The organism is Pseudoalteromonas sp. Isolate6 (assembly GCF_022398435.1).
GTDB classification, from domain to species: Bacteria; Pseudomonadota; Gammaproteobacteria; order Enterobacterales; family Alteromonadaceae; genus Pseudoalteromonas; species Pseudoalteromonas galatheae.
Genome location: NZ_JAKEVK010000019.1, coordinates 1 through 23345, shown reverse-complemented (window position 1 = coordinate 23345; position 23345 = coordinate 1). Strand labels below are relative to the sequence as shown.

Below are 23345 nucleotides of genomic sequence, written 5' to 3'. Positions count from 1 at the left end.
TACTTGCTCGCCCTTGAGTACTGATTAGCTTATTTTGCAAATAGGTGTTTAATATTTGCTAAGTCAGACTTTCCATCCACTAATTCTTCCGGTGTTAAACCTGATAGCTCGTGAGGGAATACCAGCCACTCATCAGACTCGTGAATAAAATAATCTGGTGTCATTGGTACTTTCTTGTTCGCAGGCTTGTAGTATGGGCAAGCAACACGAATATCGCTAGGCAAGTTCAAACGCATTAGCTCTGCGAGCTTTTCTTTCAACGCAAAAATGCTGCGACCAGAGTCAAACACATCATCAACGATTAGTAATGAATCGCCAGCATTTGCATTTTCAACGATGTAATGCAGGCCGTGTACTTTGATTTCTTTAGATTGCTTACCAATGCCATAGTAAGAAGAAGTACGCACTGCGATATGATCAGTCTCTATACCTTTGTAATCGTAATATTCTTGAACTGCAATACCAATAGGCGCACCACCACGCCAAATACCGATAATAAAGTCAGGTCTAAATCCGTCTTCATAAACTTTAGCGGCTAAGCGAAATGAATCTTCTAGCAATTGTTGCGCTGTGATATAGCACTTATCTGACATAAATACCCCGTTAGGAAGCCCGTGTAATGGTGACAAGCAGCAAGCGCTGCCAATTGATACCAATTACAATTATTTGCAAGTCATAGGCACTTGTGTGATTGGTATAACCGAATATTTTAACGTAAAGCGCAATAAAATGCTGCAATAATAGTGTCTTTTTATTTTCATTTTTGATTTGGGACGCCGTATCCTAAAGTTAAAGATCGCCGGGTGAACCGGCTCCTACACAAAGTTCAATGGGTGAACAGACACCGCATAGCGTTATTTAATTGGTGGCAACGAGTTCACCTCGCGATGTGCTAAGCTGCTAAAAGATCGCCGGGTGAACTAGCCCCTACACAAAGTTCAATGGGTGAACAGACACCTACATAGTGTTATTTACTTGGTGGCACCGAGTTCACCTCGCGATGTGCTAAGCAGCTAAAAGATCGCCGGGTGAACTAGCCCCTACACAAAGCTCAATGGGTGAACAGACACCTACATAGTGTTATTTACTTGGTGGGAGCGAGTTCACCTCGCGATGTGCTAAGCAGCTAAAAGATCGCCGGGTGAACTAGCCCCTACACAAAGCTCAATGGGTGAACAGCCACCGCATAGCGTTATTTAATTGGTGGGAGCGAGTTCACCTCGCGATGTGCTAAACAGCTAAAAGATCGCCGGGTGAACTAGATCCTACACAAAGTTCAATGGGTGAACAGACACCTACATAGTGTTATTTACTTGGTGGCACCGAGTTCACCTCGAGATGTGCTAAGCTGCTAAAAGATCGCCGGGTGAACTAGCCCCTACACAAAGTTCAATGGGTGAACAGACACCTACATAGTGTTATTTACTTGGTGGGAGCGAGTTCACCTCGCGATGTGCTAAGCAGCTAAAAGATTGCCGGGCGAACCGGCTCCTACACAAAGTTCAATGGGTGAACAGACACCGCATAGCGTTATTTAATTGGTGGCAACGAGTTCACCTCGCGATGTGCTAAGCTGCTAAAAGATCGCCGGGTGAACCGGCTCCTACACAAAGTTCAATGGATGAACAGAAATCTACACAGGGTTGTTAATTTGGTGGGAGCGAGTTCACCTCGCGATGGTTTTCAAGAGATAAAAATAAGGCCGCGGTGGGCGGCCTATATCGGTTATTCTTCGGTATCTACGCTAGCGTCATTGCCTTCTGGTGTCTCGCCACCACTGTGCTCTAAGTCATAGCTATCAACACGCTGTAATCCGCGCGGTAACTTATTACCTCTACGACCTCGCTCACCGTAATAGTGCTCTAAATCACTCGGCTTTAAGGTTAGCTTGCGCTTACCTGCATGTAAGGTAACAGAAACACCTTCAGGTACTACCGCTAACACTTTGACAAACTCTTCGCGGCTTTGCACTTTCGCGCTAGGGATTGAGATAATCTTATTCCCCTTACCTTTACCAAGCTTAGGTAAATCACGTAATGGGAATAGCAGCATTCTGCCTTCGCTCGAAATCGCCATACACATATCGGTGGCAACATCGAATACTTGAATTGGCGCCATCAAATGGGCACCTTTTGGTACACTAACGAACGCTTTACCATTTTTGTTTTTGCTCACCATATCGGCAAAATCGCTAATAAAGCCGTAACCGCCATCAGTCGCCATCAGGTAAGTCGACTTTTCTTCGCCCATGACTACATGTTCAAAGTTACATCCTGGCGCCAAGTTAAAGCGACCCGTCATCGGTTCACCCTGACTTCGGGCTGAAGGTAAACTATGCGCATCGGTTGCAAAGGCTCGCCCTGAGGTATCCAAGAACACCGCAGGCTGATTACTCTTGCCTTTCGCAGAAGCTTTATAACTGTCTCCTGAGCGGTAATTTAGTCCTTCAGCATCGATATCGTGACCCTTTGCAAAACGCGCCCAACCTTTTTCAGATAGCACAACAGTTACAGACTCTGATGGGATCAAATCTTTTTCGCTAAGCGCTTTGGCTTCACCACGCTCAACTACCGGTGAGCGTCTATCATCGCCATACAATTCAGCAGCTTCTTGAATTTCCTTTTTCATCAACGTCGACATGCGACGTTCAGAGCCTAAGGTTTTTTCCAGTCCATCGCGCTCTTTTTCAAGCTCATCTTGCTCACCACGGATCTTCATTTCTTCAAGCTTTGCAAGGTGGCGTAATTTCAGGTCTAGAATTGCTTCTGCCTGCTTATCTGAAAGACCAAAACGCGCTATTAACTCTTCTTTTGGCTTGTCTTCGTTGCGAATGATTTCGATGACTTCATCGATATTCAAAAACGCAATCATCAAACCTTCAAGAATATGCAAACGCGCAAGTACTTTGTCTAAACGATACTGCAAACGTCTACGTACCGTTTCACGACGGAATACTAACCACTCAGATAAAATCTGACGCAAGTCTTTAACTTGTGGACGGCCGTCTAAACCAATCATATTGATGTTAACACGGTAGTTCTTTTCAAGATCCGTCGTGGCAAATAGGTGTGCCATTAATGGCTCGACCTTAACTCGATTTGAGCGCGGTACGATGACGATACGCGTCGGATTTTCATGGTCCGATTCGTCACGTAAATCCGCTACCATGGGGAGTTTCTTCGCTGTCATTTGCGCTGCTATCTGCTCTAGCACCTTGGCACCCGAACATTGGTGTGGCAACGCGGTGATCACCACTTCGCCTTGCTCTTCGGTGTACACAGCACGCATCTTGATTGAGCCTCGACCTGTGGTGTAAAGCTTTTTGATTTCTTCTTGCGGCGTAATGATTTCCGCATCGGTTGGATAGTCAGGCGCTTTGACCAATTCTAGAATTTCTTCTAGTTCGGATTTAGGCTTATCCAATAACAAACAACAAGCTTCAGCAACTTCACGCACGTTGTGCGGTGGAATATCAGTTGCCATTCCCACCGCAATACCTGTCACCCCATTCAATAAGATATGTGGTAAACGCGCGGGTAACACTTGTGGCTCATCTAAGGTACCATCAAAGTTAGCGGTCCAATCAACCGTACCTTGACCAAGCTCTTTCAGCAGTACTTCTGAAAACTTAGATAAACGCGCCTCGGTATAACGCATCGCAGCAAATGACTTAGGATCATCCGCAGCGCCCCAGTTACCCTGGCCATCCACCAACGGATAGCGATAAGAGAACGGCTGCGCCATGAGAACCATGGCCTCATAACAAGCACTATCGCCATGAGGATGATATTTACCCAATACGTCACCGACGGTACGGGCAGATTTTTTGTATTTTGCTTGAGCAGATAAGCCCAGCTCACTCATCGCATATACAATACGACGTTGTACAGGCTTCAGGCCATCGCCAATATGCGGCAACGCCCTATCCATGATCACATACATGGAGTAGTTCAGGTAGGCATCTTCAGTAAAACGCCCCATCGGAAGTTGTTCAATGCCTTGCAAGGACAAGGCTTGAGGATCTGTCATGTTACACCTTACTTGTTGTTGTAGCTGATGCGATATATCGCATTGGCGTAATCATCGGAAACGAGCAGGCTACCGTCGCTAAGCTCTGCAATTGCGGCAGGTCGACCATAGGTTGTTTCGTTTTCCATAAAGCCGGTAAGGAAAGGCTCATAGCCTCTAATTTGGCCATCTTGCACGTTTGCTCGCATTACTCGATAGCCCACCTTTTTGCTGCGGTTCCAAGAGCCATGTTCAGCAACAAAAAGCTGATGTTTCATTGCCTTTGGAAATTGCTCGCCACGGTAAAAGTGAATGCCCAGCGGTGCAACGTGTGCTTGTAATGCAAGTGCTGGCATGGTGTAGTCAGTCACCGATTTACCCTCGCCAAATTCAGGGTCTAGCACACTGCCGCCATGAACATACGGAAAGCCAAAATGCTGACCTATTTCGTCAACGCGGTTAATTTCACATGGTGGAATGTCATCTCCCATCATGTCGCGACCATTATCGCTAAACCATAACTTTCCGGTTACTGGGTGATAATCAAAACCCACTGAGTTACGCACGCCTTTGGCAATCGTCGAAAGCTTTTTCGTCTCAAGATTTAGTGAAAATATACGGCCAAACTTCGGGTCTTCGGCACAAATATTACAAGGCACGCCAACAGGAATGATCAGTTCACCTTCAGGCGATACTGTCAGGTACTTCCAGCCATGGTGACGTTTGTCAGGCAAATCATCGAACACCACTTCTTTTATCGGTGCCTTGAGGTTTTTTGCGATTTGCTTAAAACGTACAATACGCTCAACTTCAGCAACATATAAGTCACCATCTTTTAGGGCGATACCGGAGGGCATATTCAGCCCTTCTGCAACTAAGATTTTCTTGTCGGCTACACCATCACGATTATTGTCAATGAGTGCGTGAACTTTGCCCGCTTTGCGAGAGCCAACGTACACAGTGCCGTCTTTGCCCACCGCCATTTGTCTTGCATTCTCAACATCTTTAGCAAAATAGCTCAGCTCATACCCTTTAGGTACTGAAAGGCGCGAAAGCATATCGTTTGCCAGTGCTTGTGAGCTTAATAGCGCAGCTGCCAGCGTCGTCGCTATCGTGGTCAATTTACTATGTATTTTCATGTTAAACCTCTGCCTTATCTCCGTGCTGTTCAAGCCAAATTTTACGGTCGCCAGAGCGCTTTTTAGCTAGCAGCATATCCATCATTTCGAGGGTTTGCTCAGGCTCATCTAATGTCAGCTGAACTAAACGCCTAGTATTTGGATCCATAGTGGTTTCACGCAATTGCAACGGGTTCATTTCACCCAATCCTTTAAAGCGCTGAACGTTAACTTTACCGCGTTTCTTTTCGGCCTCAATACGGTCTAAAATGCCCTTTTTCTCATCTTCATCAAGAGCATAGTAAACCTCCTTACCAACATCGATACGAAATAGCGGCGGCATAGCAACAAAAACATGTCCCTTACGAACAAGCTCTGGAAAGTGTCTTACAAAGAGCGCGCATAACAAAGTAGCAATATGAAGTCCGTCGGAGTCTGCATCCGCAAGGATACATATTTTACCATAGCGTAGACCAGATAAGTCTTCAGAGTCAGGGTCGATACCTAAGGCAACAGAAATATCATGTACTTCTTGCGAGGCTAAGATCTGCCCAGATTCCACCTCCCAGGTATTTAGGATTTTACCGCGCAGTGGCATGATTGCTTGGAATTCGCGGTCTCGTGCTTGTTTTGCCGAGCCACCTGCTGAATCCCCTTCCACCAAAAAGATTTCTGAGCGTTCGGTTTCACTTCCAGAACAATCGGTTAATTTACCCGGTAAAGCAGGACCCGAAGTGACTTTTTTACGAACCACTTTTTTCGCAGCACGCAAACGTTTTTGCGCATTGCTGATACACAGTTCAGCAAGTAACTCTGCAGTTTCAGTGTGTTCGTTCAACCATAGACTAAAGGCGTCTTTGACAATGCCAGATACAAAGGTAGCGCACGAACGCGATGACAGCTTTTCTTTGGTTTGACCGGCAAATTGTGGGTCTTGCATCTTAACCGACAAGACATAACTACAGCGATCCCAAACATCATCAGGCGTCAGTTTCACGCCACGCGGGATCAGGTTTCTGAATTCACAAAACTCCCGCATCGCTTCAAGTAAGCCTTGGCGTAACCCATTTACATGGGTTCCACCTTGTGCCGTTGGAATTAGGTTTACATAGCTTTCAGCGATAGATTCGCCGCCCTCTGGCAACCAATGAAGCGCCCAATCAACCCCTTCGGTTGAGCCACTGAAACTGCCTGTAAATGGAGATTTCGGCAGCACTTCATAGCCTTCAGCGCTGTCTTTTAGGTAATCCTCAAGACCTGCCTCATAGTGCCATTCTTGCGTTTCTTTCGTCTGTTTATTTACAAAACGAATTCTAAGCCCAGGACACAATACAGCCTTGGCTTTGAGCAAGTGGTTTAACTTAGTAATTGAGAAGTTAGCTGAGTCAAAATAACTCGCGTCGGGCCAAAAGTGTACTGAGGTGCCGGTATTACGCTTACCAACACTTCCTGTCACTCGTAAGTCTTCGACTTTATCGCCGTTTTCAAATGCCATTTCATAGATTTGCGCATCGCGTTTAACGGTAATTTCGACTCGAGTCGACAACGCATTAACAACTGATATACCCACCCCATGAAGACCACCGGAGAACTGGTAGTTTTTATTGGAAAACTTGCCCCCGGCATGAAGTTTGGTCAGGATCAATTCAACCCCAGGCACGCCCTCTTCTGGGTGAATGTCCACAGGCATTCCTCGACCGTCATCGATGACTTCAAAAGAGTTGTCTTCGTGCAAGATCACGTCAATTTTGGTGGCATGTCCGGCTAAGGCTTCATCGACACTGTTATCGATAACCTCTTGGCCTAAATGATTAGGTCTGGTGGTATCGGTATACATGCCTGGACGGCGCTTAACTGGCTCTAAGCCATTGAGTACCTCAATAGCTTCGGCATTATAGTTTTGCTGACTCATAGGCTAGTTCTAGTTATCTTTTTATCCGCTAGTATATGCACAACGTACAGCTTTGAGCAGAGCTTTGTGCATAAATTCTAATTTTTGATAGTTAAAAATTTGGTGATGGTGTCAAAATAGCGTGGAAATTCAATAAAGCTATGATCCCCACCAAACTCAATAATTTGACGACAGTGGCTATAATAACGCACAGCCTCTTCAAAAGGCAGCACCTCGTCGCCCGTTTGTTGCAATAATAGCAAGTTTTCTGGATTACTAAGCTGCTCGACATACAAGGATTTTAACGCATCAATATGCTCATGCAGCAGCTCATAATGACAATCCTGATAAGGATTGTATTGTGGTCCAAGGTAGCCATTTAATAATGAAAAAGGCCTAACTGCAGGGTTTATCACCACCGCTTTACAGCCAAGATGTTGCGAAAAGTAGGTGGCGTAATAGCCGCCTAACGAGCTACCTAATAACACAGTATCAGAATCAATGACGCTATCCAACTGTGCCAATGCGACTCTCGGGTCATAATGCAGTCTTGGAACAATATATGGCGTTTGTTTATCCAACATATATTCACCAAATGCCGTTGCTTTATAGGATAGCTCAGAGCTATTAAAGCCGTGAATATAAACTACTTTCCGAGCCATTTTACCTCTGTTGTTATAGCGCTTTTACTAAATGCGATGACACGATAAGCAGGACCCAAATCAGACTGACACCAGTCCTTTGTGTGCTTATCAAATTGGATTGATGTTGCAGGCGTAGCATAGATAGGTAAAGTGCGAAATTGTTGTTGATATTCATTGTGCACATGACCATGAAATAGCCCTGAAGCTTGCCCTGAGTCCACCAACAGGTTTAACAGTGCAGGACCATTTTCGAGCATGTGTTTATCTAAATAGCCATCAATCGGCCTAGGATGGTGGTGAGTAAAAACAATCGTATTATTGTTAAGCATGTCTTTGAGCGCCGCTAAGTGTGACTTAGCGCACCATCCGGCGGGAGTTTCACCTTTTGAATTTGACAATAGCACTTGGCCAAACGGACCTGAGATGCGCTTATGACGAACGATTTGCCCTATACTCATTTCTTCGAGTAAAGCTAGCTCGTCGTGGTTACCCGGCACCCAAAGCACAGGGCATTGCAACTCACTCTCCCTCACTATACGGGCAAACTCATGATAAGAAGCCGCACTGTGATCTTGTGTTAAATCACCGCCAAACACCACACAATCAAAATGCTCCTTGGCCATCGCGGCCAGAGTGCGCTTAAGGTTAGCGGCGGTATTTACTGCAAAGTATTCCCCAGCGGGCGTGGCAAACAAATGACAATCCGTAAAATGGCCAATACGAATTTGCGCAGTATCGAACTGTAGCTCAAGATCAAACCAAGCCATTGTTAACATCCCAGTTTAAATGCACGCGGCCTTTTTCTAAGCACACCATAAGCCAATCAGCTAAAAACGCATTAATTTGATATTTTTCATCTTTTTGATGCATATCTGGATTTGGGTAATCATAGGATGGCTTTATTCGGCGATGATAATCACGGTGAATGACTTCGGCCACTTTAGCATCATGATAAAGGCGCACAGACAACGAAAAGTGTGGTAAATGGGCGCTTATCGTCGCCATTTGCTCGATGTGAACGTCCGTTGTGTATTTACTGACCCCAGCTACGCTCAAACAGTAGCGTGCAGACGCTAAGTCAATCACTCGGCTTTCGCCGACCACTTCTTCAGGTAGCAATTTTAGCGCCCGTAAATAATTACGTTCGCACAGTGTGATATAACGGGGCAGAGATTGAATATACTGCTTTGAGCTCAGCACTTGTGACAAAAATACGACTCCTAAACTGCTTCTATCCGCGCTTTATTTAATGCCAACCATTGTAGACTAATTACAGTGGCAGCGTTATCGATTTCCTCATTATCAAGGCGCGCGAGGGCTTCATCAAATGGCATTACATGCACTTTGATATCTTCGCCTTCTTCAGCCAGCCCATAGACTCCACCCGCTTCAGATAAATCAGCAAGCGCTAAATACAAATATAGTCGCTCTGTTGTACCACCAGGGCTTGATAAATAAGAGCGCATATAAATGAGCTTATCAAGCTCAAGTCCAGCTTCTTCTTTGGCTTCCTTTCTCGCAACAAACTCATAATCTTCGCTCCCTTCAGCCATACCTGCAATACATTCCAAAAGCCAAGGGGAACTTTTTGAAGCCAACGCCCCTATTCGAACTTGTTCAATAAGCAGCACGCTATCAGTAATAGGATCGTACGGCAGTATTGCAACTGCATGACCGCGTTCTAAGATCTCGCGTGTTATAAGCTCTGATACCCCACCATTAAATAGTGCATGGGTAAACTGGTACTTGTGAATGGTAAAAAAGCCATTGAAGATTGTTTCGATTGAAGAAACAGTGACATCGACTTTACTGAACTGACTCAAAGGTTTCATAAAATAATCCTGCATTTTTTTACAGCAATGGTTTAAAAGCTAACCAATCACCCTTATATTAGGGTCATGCCTGAATAAGTAAACGAAGTCGTTTACCTTTAACTTTTTCCACTTTACAATACCCAAGTGGTATTAATATATTCTGTTACACTTGTTGGCGATGATTTACGCATTGGGTCTTTAATTGGGCCGCAAAAACAGGGTAACATGCTGACAGTATAAAAATTGTCTAAGGACTGAGCGAAAAATGAAAAAAACTCTACTATCATTAGTCGTTGGGTTGTCGTGCGCACTTTCAAGCAGCCTGTCCCACGCGGAAGACCTACTGCAAGTATACGACATTGCAACTGCTAACGATCCTACCGTATTAAAAGCTAAAGCGCAGGCTGATGCGCAAAAATATGCTCAAGACCAAGCGTTAGGTGTATTACTACCTCAGCTTGGCTTTCAAATGAGCTATACCGATGTCACGTCAGAAGGTGCGTTGAGCGAGCAACATGACGGCACAGGTTATACATTACATGAGTCTGACACAGATACTTTTCAACGTTCAATTTCCCTAAACCAAACCATTTTTAATATGGCATCTTGGCAGGGGCTATCGATCGCTGAAAAACGTGCAATGCAAGCATCGACTCAATATGAGCAGCAAAAGCAGACTTTGATCGTCCGTATCGCTGAAGGCTATTTTAATGTGCTAAGCGCATTAGATAGCTTAGAATTTGTACAAGCAGAGAAGCGTGCTATTGAACGTCAACTAGAGCAGACAAAACAGCGCTACGAAGTAGGTCTGACTGCAATTACAGACGTGCATGAAGCAAGAGCGCAATTTGACCGTGCAGTTGCTGACGAAATTATAGCGGGTAATGCTGTTGAAACGGCACGTGAAACATTACGTACAATTACGGGTAAGTATCACGCTAAACTAGATAAGTTGAATACTGAAACCTTCTCAACGGTAAAGCCTACGCAAAATACGAGCGATTTTATCGAGATTGCAAAAGCGAAGAACCTAGATCTTCAAGTTGCAAAATCTGCGGTAGACATCGCCAAAGATCAAATTGATTTGGCTCAAGCTGGACACTACCCAACACTAAACTTAAACGCTACTTATTCTGATTCATTAGCTGACAGTGCAGGTAGACAACACGCACCACGTAGTGACAGAACTTCAGTAGGTTTAACGTTAGACGTACCAATTTACACAGGTGGTCGTACGGTTGCAGCAACCGATCAAGCTCGTGCAAACTTTGTTGCTAGCAGCGAAGATATGGAAGCGGCAATGCGTAACATGACGCGCTCAGTGATCACGTCTTATAACCAAGTGGTGTCTGACGTTGCAACTTACCGTGCGCTAGAGCAAGCAGTTGTTTCTGCAGAAAGTGCGTTGCAAGCAACGGAAGCTGGTTTTGATGTAGGTACTCGTACCATCGTGGACGTACTGGTCAGCACACAAAACCTTTATAACGCGAAGCGTAACCTTGCTGATATTCGTTATCGCTATGTACTATCATCGCTACGTTTAAAGCAAGCTGCAGGTACGCTATCTCGTGCCGACCTTGAAGCAATCAACCAAGGTTTGATTGAAGGCTAAGTACTTCGATTATCACCTCTGAAAAGGCCAGCTATGCTGGCTTTTTGTATTTTTACAGCAATATAGATAAACTAGCCGCTTAAATTAAGTCTTAGGTATATTACTTTGGTTACTCACTCACCTTTCAAATGGTCATTCTTAGCACCTAAATTTTGGCTGACTTGGCTTGGTGTTTTCGCCCTGTATTTAATCTCATGGCTCCCGCAAAGTGTTCAATTTGCACTGGGCAGAGGCCTTGGACGTCTGGTCCATAAATATATGAAGCGTCGCCGTCATATTGCTGATGTCAATTTGAAACTTTGCTTTCCCCACCTAAGTGAATCAGAACACAAAGCTATGCTACTAAAAAACATGGAAAATACCGGCATAGCAACACTTGAAACGGGGATGGCATGGTGGTGGCCACAGTGGCGCATCAATCAAGTGGTAGGCTCGATTAAAGGGCTAGAACATATTGAAGCCGTGCAAAAGCAAGGAAAAGGGGTACTTATGCTGGTTCCCCATATGTTGCACCTTGAGATGGCCAGCCGAGTGCTAGGCACTAAAATGCAAGGTGTTGGCTTCTATCGCCCACACAATAACCCACTTATGGAGTTTTTTATGACCCGTGGGCGACTACGCTCAAATGAGTACTTAGTCACCAAGCGAGACGTCAAAGGGTTATTGAAAACACTCTCAAGCAAACGCGTTTGTTATTACTTGCCAGATCAAGATTATGGCCGCAAGCGCTGTGAGTTCGCACCTTTCTTTGCGGTCCCTGATGCAGCGACAACAACTGGTACTTTATTATTTTCTGCAAGCAAAAAGGCTGAGACTTTAAGCTTACACTGTACGAGAGACGCAAAAGGGATGTATCATTTAGATATACAACCTATTTTAGAATCATTCCCAAGTGGCAATAATCTTGCGGATGTTACTCGCGTCAACGAGAGAATGGAGCAAGCAATCAATTGTGCGCCGGATCAATACATGTGGGTACATCGTCGCTTTAAAACGCGACCTGATGAAAAGGCACCTTCGTTTTATTAGGGCTTAGAGTCTTGGAGTAGTTTGAAATGGCTAAGAAGAAAAAAAATAAATTATCGTCAATCTGGTTTTGGACTAAACACCTATCACTAGGTGTGTTACTCATTTGGGCTGCCTACTATTTCCTTTTTGGTGCCTCTAAAGATATGAACTTTAGGGAGACCACCAATGTTGCAGCGCAAGGCCTGTCGCAATTTTACGAAAGCTTTAGAAATAGCATGAGCAATCGTGATACTGATCGTGAAAAGTACGTTATCACACTCGGGAAACCGACCTATCCTCTTGATGATGCACTGGCGCAAAGGGCGCTTGCTGTTAAACCATCTAATCCTAAATGGACCGGTGAAAAGCAACCAAGACGCTTTGATACAGGCGACACCTTAAAAGATGTGCTTACCAAGCAAGCCAAAGAAGAAGGTGTGGAACTATTTTGGTATCTAGAGCGTGATTACGTGGTGAAATATAATTTCCGTCTTGATACTGACTTTATTACGGCTCTTTACCAAGTTGGAACGGCGATAAACGACGACTTTGAATTTCAAGTCTATACTTTTTTCTGTCCGCGAGAGCGCGCCGCGGTTATCACCGAAAACCCACCAATCTATGTACGTGAAAACTGCCGTAAGCTAGCGGGTTAAGCCAGTACCCGCTGCCAAATTTGAACGACTTGTTGAGCGTGTTGGTCAAATGCTTCACGCTCCACAACTCTACCTAATTGATTTAAGCTATTAAAATGGTATTGATCTCTAAACAAACAATATGCAGAGATTAAATGCTTCATTTCATCACCATCAATCACTTCAACTTCACCCGCTTGCTCCAAAATACGAATATTATCTGGATAAGAACAAAGTGCTGGATACTGACTGCTATATCGTAAAACAATGTACTGACTGATAAATTCAATATCCGTCATGCCACCGCTCCCCTGCTTTAAGTCAAAATGACTGACACTATCTTGATTTAGGTGAGCTCGCATTTTTTCACGCATATTGCGAACATCTTCCGCTAATTTAGGCACGTCTCGCTGCTGCATTAGTATTGCATGACGTATTTCATCAAATCGTGTGGCCATTTGTGGCTCTCCTAGCACCATACGAGCCCTCACTAACGCCTGATGCTCCCAAGTCCAAGCTTGCTCTAACTGATATTGATAAAAACTTTCGAGGTTGATAGCGAGTAAGCCCGAATTTCCTTCAGGGCGAAGTCGAGTGTCTAATTCGTAAAGCATGCCAGAGAGCGTTTTGGTATTGAACAAATGCATTAAGCGCTGTGCCAGCTTCATATAAAACTGTCTTGAAGAGATAGGTTTATCACCCTGAGTTTGACTTTCGCCGTCACGATTATGCACAAACACTAGGTCTAGATCTGAGTTGTAACCGAGCTCATATCCCCCCGCCTTGCCATAGGCGATTACAGCAAAGCCTTTTTCTTCTATCGTTGCACCTTGAGGTGCACCAAAGCGCGCCACCATATGCCCCCAAGCAATATCGACGGCCTTTGCAATAATCGCTTCAGCAAGCGCAGTTAGATGATCGCTCACCTTCATAATATCCAACACGCCTGTGGCATCTGCAGCCGCAACTTTTAGCTGATGCGTTTGTTTAAATTGTCGCAGCGCTTCCATCTGTAGCTCGACATCTTGTTCGTCTATACGCAAAAAAGCTTGCTGGATCTCGTTTTTATAGGCCGTTAATGGCAAAGGTTTATAAAGAGTTTGCGGATCAATAAGTTCATCAAGGAGAATTGGATATTTAGCTATATGCTCAGCAATCCACGCGCTATGACAACAAAGCTTGATAAGTTGAGTCAACGCACCGTGATTTTCATACAGTAGCTCCAAATAGGCTGTACGAGATGCCACTTTATTGATCACACTGAGCACACGAGCGAGCGCCGGCTCCATGTTTTGTTTACTGAGCTCTCGTAATAAAGCAGGCATTAACTTATCGAGAATATCGCGACCACGAGTGCCCGCCTGCTTTTTACTCAGCCCTTGCTTAAACTCCATCAAGTCAGTTTGCCATGTATCAAAACACGGTGCAGCTCGGCACTGGCCCAGCTGCGCGATTTCTCCCGTTTGCCACGCATAAACCGCGCTATCGTCTTCATCTAATTCTTCTTCAGGCGGTTCACCAATGACTTGACTAAACTCAGCTCGAATATGCTGCGTCACAACCTTTAGCATTTGCTCTACTTCAGCGTAATCGTTACATTGCAATAAGTGGCTCAGGCGCAGACAGTCTATGTTGTTATCGGGTAAAGTTTGCGTTTGTTTGTCGTCAAATGCTTGAAGGTATTGCTCAACTTTACGCAGCACTAAATAGTTCTCATGCAGACGATTTTTGACCTCGACAGGGACAATCTCAAGCGCTTCAAGCTCTTCTAATGCTTGTAACAAAGAAGGGGTTTGTAATGGCGTTTCGCGACCGCCGCGTATCAGTTGCAAAGCCTGCACGATAAACTCTACTTCTCGAATGCCACCCGCGCCCAGTTTAATGTTATTTGTTAAGCCTTTGCGCCTCACTTCTTGGGCAATCATGTTTTTCATCTTTCGCAGTGAATCTATCACAGAAAAGTCGATATAGCGGCGATAGACGAACGGCCGAATTAGGTCGTAAAACTCCTGCCAATACGGCGATGGCTCGCCAACTGGCCGCGCCTTTAACATCGCATAGCGCTCCCATTCGCGACCTTGATCTTGGTAATAATCTTCCATTGCGGCATAACTCATCACCAAAGGACCACTATCTCCAAATGGTCTTAAACGCATATCGACTCTGAATACCTGACCATCAATCGTGACTTGATTTAGCGCCGAAATAAGCTTTTGTGCCACTCGAGTGTAAAAAACTTGCGCCTCAACACTACGCCGGCCACCGGATGTATCGACGCTTCTTGGATAGGCAAAGATCAAATCGATATCAGAGGAAAAATTCAGCTCCTTACCGCCAAGCTTCCCCATGCCTAATACCGTCATGGGTATCGGGCTACCATCTTCATCTTTTGGTGAGCCTGATGATTGTGCTTCTACGCTTAAGTATGCCCATTGATAAGCGTTTGAAATCAAGGTATCGGACAACTGCGAGACGTAGCGGATACTGTCATCAATCTCATTGCCTGCGACCAAATCCAGCCACATCACTTTAAGCCAATACTTTAATCGATAGTGACGCAGTTGCTGCCAAGCTTGCTTTTCTTCAATCAATGGCGCGGAAAAGTCAAACACATCAGGACAGTCGCGCATTTGCATCTGTGTATCATCAAGCAGCCAAGCTCCCCACTCAGGAAATCGTGCAAGTGTACGCTCGGCAAAATCACTTAGCGCCAGCAACCGTGCCAGTTTGGGCTCCATCGGCGCGTCACCATAAATCATTTGGTACCGCTCTTGCGCAAGCGTATTTAGCGCTGCTTGAACAAACAATTCCGACATAAAAAACTCCCCGGTAGACTGGCTCTCTTTGTGAGCAGTGTTATAGTAACTCTATCTAAAACACAACCTTACACCGAGTATGAGTTACTTGTCTTTAAACAATATCAACTTTTTAGCGATTTTGATTTGCTTTGCCATTGTCTGCGGTTTAACGATATCGCTACGCTTAATGATCCAACGTAGCGCCAATCATCTACTTGATGATGAGCTCGCACAACGTGACAACTTTGCACTTGGGATCAGCTATGCCAGTCAAGTGACGATGCTGTGTATTTGTGTTGCTTACTTATTTAATGATTTAGGCGTGGTGAGAGCACAAACACACCCTCTGCAAGTTGCCTTGCATATTGGGTTGATCATTGCCTTTGTATACTTTGGCCAATGGATCCATCGCAAATGGATTTTGTACCAGTTTGACGAAGAAGAAGCGATTTTAAAACAAAATATCTGCGCTGCTATGGTGGACTCAGGCATGTTACTCGGTAATACCATTTTGGTACTCGGCTTATATCATTGGGTGCATCCGAAAGGCTGGAGTGATTTATTAGTCGTAGCCCTCGGCTTTATGCTATTGCAACTGCTTTTCGCGTTAGATAGTAAAATCAGAGAAAGTCGTTTTGCCAAGCTTAATCAAGGCGCTTCATTGCAGCAAAATTTTAATCTCAGAAACACTTCTATCGGCATTCGTTATGCGGGTAAATCTATCGGTCTCTCCTTAGCCATGTATGCGGGACTGCACAGCGCTCCCTACCACGGAGCAAAAGTGGTAGAAAACTTGTTTTCAGTTGTCATGCATTGCGGTGTAATGTGGCTTTTCCTTTACATCGGCAGTTACGTGTTACTGCACTTATCCTTACCTAAGGTCAATATTGGTCTAGAGGTAGACCACCAAGATAACGTTGGCATAGCGTGCTTGGAGTTTGCGGTTTTCTGCTCCATAGGCTATTTACTTATTAACTTGTTTTCGGTGTAACGCAATACTGCATGAATGTTTTAAGTGATGGATTTTTACTGGTCGATAGTAATTGGGATTTTAGCCAAGAACTCGTCGAACATTTGCAAAATGTGCGCGCTAACCATGCCAGCAACATAGTTATCGCAGGTGACAACACTAAGCAAATGCTCAAGATGATGTTTAAAGAACAAATAAAAGACTATTGCTATTGCGACTTTAGCAATGAAATCAGCGTTTCTGAACTTGCGAGCTATTTGCATCGTCACCATAACATTCATGCCGTGCTGCTCTATTCTCTTGACTACCATTTAGCCACCGAGGAGCAGCGCTTCATTTTTGATTCCCTTCATCCACTCCGGTTTTTAATTGAACAATCTTTGCAAGGTTTTCAAGTTACTAAACTACATTCACAAGCGACTATCAATCACTTATCCTGCCATCCTGATACCGCAGGCCTGCCCGACCCTGACTTGATGCTTGCCAAGCTCACCGGGTTACTATGTGGTAAAGCTAAAGTGCTGGGATAATAGAGCCTATAGACTAACCGCGCACAAGCGCTTACCATTGCCACAAAACAGCAACTGAATAATCGAATTATGCGTATTCCACACATTTATCACAACTCACCTTTGGCCATTGGTGTGCCAGTTACTTTAGATGACGACGCTGCTGGGCACATAGGCCGAGTACTTAGAATGACAACCAAAGATAAAGTCAGCCTGTTCAACGGACAAGGCGGCGAATACCTATGTCAATTAAGTGAAGTTGGGAAAAAGAAAGTCGTTGCTGTGCCTGAGTCATTTGAAGACAAAAATGTAGAATCTCCACTTGCCATACACCTTGGACAAGGGATCTCTCGCGGCGATAAAATGGACTTCACTATTCAAAAGTCGGTAGAGCTGGGTGTGAGCGAAATTACTCCTTTGTTTACCACACGCTGTGGCGTTAAATTAAGTGGTGAGCGTCTAGCAAAAAAACACCAGCAATGGCAAAAGATTGCAATTGCCGCAGCCGAGCAATCCGGGCGCAATACCATCACCGTAATTCACCCGCCGATGGAGTTGTCTGAGTGGCTTGCACAGCAAAGCGACGAGCTAAAAGTTACGCTACATCCTCGTGCAGAACATTCAATAAAAACACTGCCGTATACTCAGTCTGGGATCCGCTTTTTAGTAGGACCAGAAGGCGGTTTTACCGATGAAGAGCTAGACGCCACTGCTCAACAGCGGTTTGTTGATGTCCGTTTAGGCCCACGTGTACTTCGTACAGAAACCGCAGCGCTAACGGTACTGAGCGCACTACAGCTGCAATTTGGCGATTTAGCACTTTAAATACACCGAGCAACCCCCATATCATGGGTAAACTCAGCAAGCGCAATGGGAGCGTCTATGACGATTAAATTAGGGATCATTTCCGATCCAATCAGTGGCTTTAACATTAAAAAAGACACCGGGTTTGCCATGATGCTGGCGGCACAGCAGCGCGGCTATGAATTGTATTACATGGAAATGAATGACCTTTTCTTGTACCAAGGCGTTGCCAAAGCGACCGCAGCAAAAGCGCAGGTATTTGACGATACTTCCCATTGGTATGAACTAGCTGAGAAACAAGAAATCGATTTAGGCGACCTTGACGTTATTTTAATGCGTAAAGATCCGCCTTTTGATACCGAATATATTTACGCCACTTATATTCTTGAGCGCGCCGAACTTGCGGGTTCGCTGGTGGTAAATAAACCACAAAGCCTGCGCGACGCCAATGAAAAGCTATTTACAGCGTGGTTTAGCGAACATACTCCAGATACTTTGGTTACACGTAATCAATCACAAATTCGCGAGTTTTTAGCTAAACATGGCGATATCATTCTCAAGCCTTTAGATGGGATGGGCGGCGCGTCTATTTTTAGAGTAAAACAAGATGACGCAAATATTGGTGTGATCTGCGAAACGCTTACCGAGCATGGTTCTCGCTATGCTATGGCGCAAAACTATATTCCAGCCATTAAAGACGGTGATAAGCGCGTGTTAGTGGTAGACGGTGAAGTGATGCCATACTGCTTAGCTCGCATTCCACAAGGCGGTGAAACTCGTGGTAATCTCGCGGCAGGCGGCCGTGGTGAAGCAAGACCTATTAGCGAATCGGACCGGAAAATTGCCGAAGCCATTGCCCCAACGTTAAAGGCAAAGGGTCTGATATTCGTTGGCCTAGATATCATTGGCGATAAGCTCACCGAGATCAACGTCACCGCACCAACTTGTGTGAAAGAAATTGAAGCAGCATATGACATTTCAATTATGGATAAGTTTTATGATGCGATCGAGCGAAAACTCGACCATACTAAAAACTAACCATTAAGGGGGTCTGGTTATGAAATCACTCGCTAATCACTTTTTAGTGGCAATGCCCAGCATGGACGACCCTTTTTTCAATCATACGGTAACCTATCTTTGTGAACACAGCGAAGATGGCGCGATGGGGTTGGTGGTAAACCACCCTATCGATATCACCGTGGGCGAATTGCTTGATCAAATTGATATAGATAATGATAAGTCTAGTCATGCGGCTAAGGTAAATATCTACGCTGGCGGGCCGGTTCACACCGATAGAGGCTTTGTATTACACACGCCAAAGTTTGGTTACGCCTCAAGCCAAGAACTTAGCTCTGAAATTATGATCACCACTTCCAAAGACGTCTTAGCCTCTTTAACATCGGCACACTCTCCTGAAGGGTTTATCATTACCTTGGGATATGCAGGCTGGGTTAGCGGCCAACTTGAGGAAGAACTCAAAGACAACACTTGGTTGGTTGTCGAGGCTGACCCCGAAATCATATTTAATACACCACCCGAAAAACGTTGGGAAAAAGCAGTGCAAATGCTTGGTATCGACGTTGCACAATTAAGCTCACAAGCAGGCCATGCTTAACTAGCCTGCCATTTTGAGCTTAGGTTAATAAACGAAGTATTCATGGAAAACAAAAAAGAAAAAGTACCAAAAGGTAAACGTAGCGTCATCGGTTTTGACTTTGGCACTAAAAGTATCGGCTTGGCCATCGGCCAAGAAATCACCGCAACCGCATCAAGTTTGGGTGCCGTTAAGGCAAACGATGGCATCCCAAATTGGGATGACATTGCGGTATTTATTAACGAATGGCAACCTGATTTATTAGTAGTTGGCTTACCACTGAATATGGATGGTACTAATCAAGATTTAACATTCAGGGCAAAAAAGTTTGCCAACCGCCTGCATAACCACTTCCGGTTGCCGGTAGAAACGCAAGACGAGCGCTTGACGACAGCAGACGCCAGGGCACGCTTATTTGAACAAGGTGGCTATAAGAACCTTGCAAAAGGTAAGGTAGATGGCATGTCTGCTTGTATCATTCTTGAAAGCTACTTTGAAGCAATGTGGGAGTGATATCTCTGAGCGAATGCTAAAAGCTTTGTTTTTGGCGCTAGAGTCCCCCACCTTACACATGACTCAGCGCGCACGATAAGTATATAAATAATAAAAATTTAATAGAGTCCGGTAGCAAATCTGAATATATTTATAACTTGTGTCAATGTTGCATTTTTCGTAAAATGCGTAAACAAAATGTCTATCGTAAACGGAAGTTAGTATGAATAAAAGTAAGAAACGACCGGTCTTTATTAGTCTTCATAAAGTGAAAGTGCCGATCACGGCTTATGTGTCTTTTGCACATAGGGTAACAGGTGTACTATTTTTTCTTTCTTTCCCTCTTGTGCTATACGCTTTCTATCTGAGCTTAGCTTCAGAAGCGGGTTTTAATACCGTTGTATCAGCGCTTGACCACTGGTTTGTTAAGCTGATCACCTTAGGAGTTTTCACTGCCTTTATCTACCATGTTTTTGCTGGTATCAAGCACATGATCAACGATATGGGCTATGGTGAAGAACTTGATTCAGCGAAGAAGATGTCTTACGTCGTGTTATTCGCCACTGCAGTGGCTGTAATTGGCATGGCTTATAAGCTTTTTGGCTAGTTTTAATTGCCTCGCCAACTCGGCGAGGCGATTTCACTATAAAGACGCTAAAATTGATAAGTCAAAATGTGTATCTGGATGAAAGTCAGCTTCATAGAAGCGCTCAATTAATTGCATAAAATAGGGGATCACCCCTTGTTGCCCTACCATAAAATCAGACTCTCGAAGCCAAACTTTTAGTGCTTTGGCGCTTTTACCATCACTACTTGCCATTGTGTGCATGGTTTTTTCCAAAAAGCGTGCAAATTTTAGATAAACCTCACTCATCACTTGATTTAAAAATGCCTTATCTTTATACGTAGTCATATACAGATCATAGGCAACCGAGCGGTGATCAATTTCTTCTAAGGCATGCCATTTCCAAAATTCTGCGACTGATGGTGCACAAATATCTAGCCAATCATGGGTCAGCAAAGCTTCACTCGCCACAGCGGTCAAATGCTCTAAACACACCGTTAAGGCTAAGCAATATTGGTCACTATTATTGTTTGCTACATAAGCGCTATTAAATAAAAATGGCGCTTCTAAGCGGGCCAGCGAGTAGCCGTTTTCCCTACAACATGTTTTGTTATAAATGCTGTGATACTTGCTGTGCACCGCTTCTTGCATCATGAAGATACGCACTGCACTTTTAGTCTCTGGATCTTCAATACTAGATAGGCTTTTTTTTAAGCTATCAATGAAAAACTTTTCACCACTCGGTAAAGCGATAGAAAACGCATTAATCAGAATAAACTTAAAATATGCCTCTCCGTCATAGTCATGAATAAAGCAACCATCAAAATCAAACGGTGGCGCACTGAATTTACTCGCGACTTTTTCAACCTCTGTAGAAAGATACATAGAAAGGTTCCCTATTCAAAAATTGTAATTCTGTATTGGGAGACTTAGTCAATATCAATGGGTTTTCATTGATATCGTAAAAACACAATACTGCCGTCCCCCCTAAAACTGATATCAATCAGAAGTTGGTGACTCAATATAGAATTGTGTTGCCCACTTTCTAAATTGTCGGATTGGACCATCAACTCTACTTATTGGCGGGTTTWCTAGATATTTTTTTCGCTCCCAAATATCAAAATCTTTAGCCAATTCAGCCGCAAGTTTTGGGATTAAAAAGCTAAGCATTTGCGAGTCGCGATTTTCTTTACCGGTTTTTTGAATCGAAACCGCCAAACGAATACAAATAGAGTGTTCATCTATTGGGGTAGAATGTAGAAAGGTTCTCGCAGACGGAAATTTGTTCGCTGATAGTGCATGAACTTGCTGCAATCCTAAGCCAAATAAACGGACGCGTGTAACAGAGTCAACATCGCCAGTTTGAGTAGAAATTTGGCTTATCGACTGCCAAGTAGCGACCGCACCATCATATTCAACCGACTCGATTTCACCGACCTTATTTGCCCCGTGTACCACGCTGAAATGTGCAATATCTACCCCATTTTCAGCAATTTCTTGCACATGGGTATTCAATATCCAAATACACTCTTCATGCAACACAGGCTCAGTCCACCCCGTTAAGTCAACCGGCTCAATATCCCAACTTGGCTGGCGCTTTTTGTCTCGCTCCGGTGACCACCAAACCATCACCATTCCGTTGACAATTTTACTGGGAAAAGTACCAATCTTAACTTTTATGGGTTTTTGCATTTCAGGGACATCATCACAGCTGCCGGAGCAATCAAACCTCCAGCCATGAAAAGGACAGCGAATAGACTCTCCTTGTACAATGCCTCCAAAGCCCAAGTGTGCACCGAGATGGGGGCAAAAAGCATTGACGACGTTAATCTCACCGCTTTGTGCACGATAAACAACGACTTCTTCACCACACACTCTCGTTGCCTCTACGCCCTTAACCGGGATATCAGCCGCCATTGCCACGGCATACCACCCTTCAGGATAAGGAGAAAAAGGATAACGCTGATTGTTCAGTATATTCCTTGAAGAGTATTCGAGCGCTTCTTTACCTACTAACATATCTCTATCTCTCAGTTTTATTTAGATATTTCATACGTTTGATAGCGACCATCTATCATTTGACAAGCAACAAGGAAGTGCTTTTCTGGCTGCTTATTTAATAACACAACGGCAAGTGCAAACTGGAAGCTCAATGACGCCTCTGCAAGATACCCAAAGCGCTTAGTTAAATTTATAATCTTGGTACCATCTCCTTCAGTGATTGAGTCAAGACTGCCTTCAACATCCGTAGTAAGCTCTGTGGTAACTAAACAACTTACGTACTGCGGCTCATTGATTTTTTCAAGCAAAGCGGCTTCATCATCATAAGATCCTACAAGTGAGACCTTAGCTACTGCGATATCACGATGAGCCTCACTAGTCGAGATCAATGCACTGGCAGAAGCTTTCGCAAACTTTCGACCTTCAGCAAGCGAGTTTACCGAATGCTCGATTGCTTCAGCGATGATCTCTCGACTTCCATTGCTGACACCACCAACGAGTGAAATTGGCGACTCAGTCGCAGTCAACGTGTGTTCAATTGCATGCTTAAAAGCTTGAGAAGCACCGCTTTGCTCACCGATAAAGGTCAAACTTTCGCCGCAAATGTTGAATAGTATAGAAATGTTCGCTGAGTATAGGTTTGCAAGTTCCATTAGCAACTGAGTCGGTCTTAACCTTGCTATTTCGGCGTTAACCGTCGACACATCTTGTGTCCAAGCATGTTTAGTGCGCTCGTCAACCTTTACATCACGCTCACCAATTGAGCAAACCGTATATATGTTTGCATTTTCAAGTACCTCTGGTTTCGTTGAAAATGGTGAAGTATTAATGGCCTCACCAGATGCCGCGACCAATAAGCATTGGCTTTCCGACATATTATTC

The 23345-nt window shown here is 44.4% G+C and carries 22 protein-coding genes; 10 read left to right on the top strand and 12 right to left on the bottom strand.

The window, feature by feature from the left end:
• Positions 1-29: 29 nt before the first annotated feature.
• The 8 genes from L1D50_RS04660 to L1D50_RS04625 all read right to left on the bottom strand — a co-directional run bounded on the left by L1D50_RS04660 (position 30) and on the right by L1D50_RS04625 (position 9493).
• Positions 30-593, bottom strand: a complete 564-nt coding sequence (locus L1D50_RS04660; RefSeq protein WP_128728598.1) for a phosphoribosyltransferase family protein — start codon at positions 591-593, stop codon at positions 30-32.
• A 1132-nt stretch (positions 594-1725) separates the two neighbouring features.
• Positions 1726-4029 carry a DNA topoisomerase IV subunit A gene (gene parC, locus L1D50_RS04655; RefSeq protein ID WP_128728599.1) on the bottom strand — a complete coding sequence of 768 codons (2304 nt, stop codon included), beginning with the start codon at positions 4027-4029 and terminating at the stop codon, positions 1726-1728.
• Positions 4030-4037: 8 nt separating this feature from the next.
• Positions 4038-5147, bottom strand: a complete 1110-nt coding sequence (locus L1D50_RS04650) for a PQQ-dependent sugar dehydrogenase (protein WP_128728600.1) — start codon at positions 5145-5147, stop codon at positions 4038-4040.
• 1 nt (position 5148) lies between these two features.
• On the bottom strand, positions 5149-7038 hold the full coding sequence (gene parE, locus L1D50_RS04645; protein WP_128728601.1) for a DNA topoisomerase IV subunit B: 1890 nt from the start codon (positions 7036-7038) through the stop codon (positions 5149-5151).
• Positions 7039-7115: 77 nt separating this feature from the next.
• The gene (locus L1D50_RS04640; RefSeq protein ID WP_239965616.1) at positions 7116-7679 is read right to left on the bottom strand and encodes a YqiA/YcfP family alpha/beta fold hydrolase; all 564 of its coding nucleotides are present in this window, start codon (positions 7677-7679) and stop codon (positions 7116-7118) included.
• The gene (locus tag L1D50_RS04635) at positions 7664-8428 is read right to left on the bottom strand and encodes a metallophosphoesterase (protein ID WP_128728603.1); all 765 of its coding nucleotides are present in this window, start codon (positions 8426-8428) and stop codon (positions 7664-7666) included. Before L1D50_RS04635 ends, L1D50_RS04640 begins: the two co-directional genes overlap by 16 nt.
• Complete coding sequence (locus tag L1D50_RS04630; protein WP_239965615.1) at positions 8415-8870, bottom strand: DUF1249 domain-containing protein; 456 nt, start codon at positions 8868-8870, stop codon at positions 8415-8417. Before L1D50_RS04630 ends, L1D50_RS04635 begins: the two co-directional genes overlap by 14 nt.
• Before the next feature lie 11 nt (positions 8871-8881).
• Positions 8882-9493, bottom strand: a complete 612-nt coding sequence (locus L1D50_RS04625; RefSeq protein ID WP_128728605.1) for an NUDIX domain-containing protein — start codon at positions 9491-9493, stop codon at positions 8882-8884.
• Positions 9494-9740: 247 nt separating this feature from the next.
• On the opposite strand from L1D50_RS04625, the gene tolC reads away from it, so the two are divergent.
• From tolC to L1D50_RS04610, 3 genes are all read left to right on the top strand, one after another.
• Positions 9741-11087 (top strand): outer membrane channel protein TolC, encoded by a 1347-nt coding sequence (tolC, locus tag L1D50_RS04620; RefSeq protein ID WP_128728606.1) that lies wholly within the window; start codon positions 9741-9743, stop codon positions 11085-11087.
• A 105-nt stretch (positions 11088-11192) separates the two neighbouring features.
• Positions 11193-12116: an LpxL/LpxP family Kdo(2)-lipid IV(A) lauroyl/palmitoleoyl acyltransferase gene (lpxL, locus tag L1D50_RS04615; RefSeq protein ID WP_128728607.1), complete on the top strand. Its 924-nt coding sequence runs from the start codon at positions 11193-11195 to the stop codon at positions 12114-12116.
• Positions 12117-12142: 26 nt separating this feature from the next.
• Entirely contained in the window at positions 12143-12751 is a 609-nt protein-coding gene (locus tag L1D50_RS04610; protein WP_128728608.1) for a TcpQ domain-containing protein, read from the top strand.
• Here L1D50_RS04610 and glnE read toward each other — a convergent pair.
• Positions 12748-15546 carry a bifunctional [glutamate--ammonia ligase]-adenylyl-L-tyrosine phosphorylase/[glutamate--ammonia-ligase] adenylyltransferase gene (gene glnE, locus L1D50_RS04605; RefSeq protein ID WP_239965614.1) on the bottom strand — a complete coding sequence of 933 codons (2799 nt, stop codon included), beginning with the start codon at positions 15544-15546 and terminating at the stop codon, positions 12748-12750. The genes L1D50_RS04610 and glnE overlap by 4 nt on opposite strands.
• Positions 15547-15625: 79 nt before the next feature.
• On the opposite strand from glnE, the gene L1D50_RS04600 reads away from it, so the two are divergent.
• From L1D50_RS04600 to sdhC, 7 genes are all read left to right on the top strand, one after another.
• Positions 15626-16519 (top strand): hypothetical protein, encoded by an 894-nt coding sequence (locus L1D50_RS04600; RefSeq protein ID WP_128728610.1) that lies wholly within the window; start codon positions 15626-15628, stop codon positions 16517-16519.
• Between the two features lie 11 nt (positions 16520-16530).
• The gene (locus tag L1D50_RS04595) at positions 16531-17028 is read left to right on the top strand and encodes a hypothetical protein (protein ID WP_128728611.1); all 498 of its coding nucleotides are present in this window, start codon (positions 16531-16533) and stop codon (positions 17026-17028) included.
• Between the two features lie 69 nt (positions 17029-17097).
• Positions 17098-17832, top strand: a complete 735-nt coding sequence (rsmE, locus tag L1D50_RS04590) for a 16S rRNA (uracil(1498)-N(3))-methyltransferase (protein WP_239965613.1) — start codon at positions 17098-17100, stop codon at positions 17830-17832.
• 57 nt (positions 17833-17889) lie between these two features.
• A complete protein-coding gene (gene gshB, locus L1D50_RS04585; RefSeq protein ID WP_010379037.1) occupies positions 17890-18849 on the top strand; it encodes a glutathione synthase in 960 nt (319 codons plus the stop codon).
• Between the two features lie 19 nt (positions 18850-18868).
• The gene (locus L1D50_RS04580; protein WP_128728613.1) at positions 18869-19426 is read left to right on the top strand and encodes a YqgE/AlgH family protein; all 558 of its coding nucleotides are present in this window, start codon (positions 18869-18871) and stop codon (positions 19424-19426) included.
• Positions 19427-19468: 42 nt separating this feature from the next.
• A complete protein-coding gene (ruvX, locus tag L1D50_RS04575) occupies positions 19469-19918 on the top strand; it encodes a Holliday junction resolvase RuvX (RefSeq protein ID WP_017217006.1) in 450 nt (149 codons plus the stop codon).
• A gap of 202 nt (positions 19919-20120) precedes the next feature.
• Positions 20121-20504, top strand: a complete 384-nt coding sequence (gene sdhC / locus L1D50_RS04570; RefSeq protein ID WP_128728614.1) for a succinate dehydrogenase, cytochrome b556 subunit — start codon at positions 20121-20123, stop codon at positions 20502-20504.
• Between the two features lie 36 nt (positions 20505-20540).
• Here the strand turns inward: sdhC and L1D50_RS04565 are convergent, their stop codons facing one another.
• The 3 genes from L1D50_RS04565 to L1D50_RS04555 form a co-directional block, all read right to left on the bottom strand.
• Entirely contained in the window at positions 20541-21347 is an 807-nt protein-coding gene (locus tag L1D50_RS04565; protein ID WP_128728615.1) for a metal-dependent hydrolase, read from the bottom strand.
• 114 nt (positions 21348-21461) lie between these two features.
• The gene (locus L1D50_RS04560; RefSeq protein WP_239965612.1) at positions 21462-22481 is read right to left on the bottom strand and encodes a Rieske 2Fe-2S domain-containing protein; all 1020 of its coding nucleotides are present in this window, start codon (positions 22479-22481) and stop codon (positions 21462-21464) included.
• A 17-nt stretch (positions 22482-22498) separates the two neighbouring features.
• The coding region (locus tag L1D50_RS04555; protein ID WP_239965611.1) for a beta-ketoacyl synthase N-terminal-like domain-containing protein at positions 22499-23345 on the bottom strand (847 nt) is incomplete at its 5' end.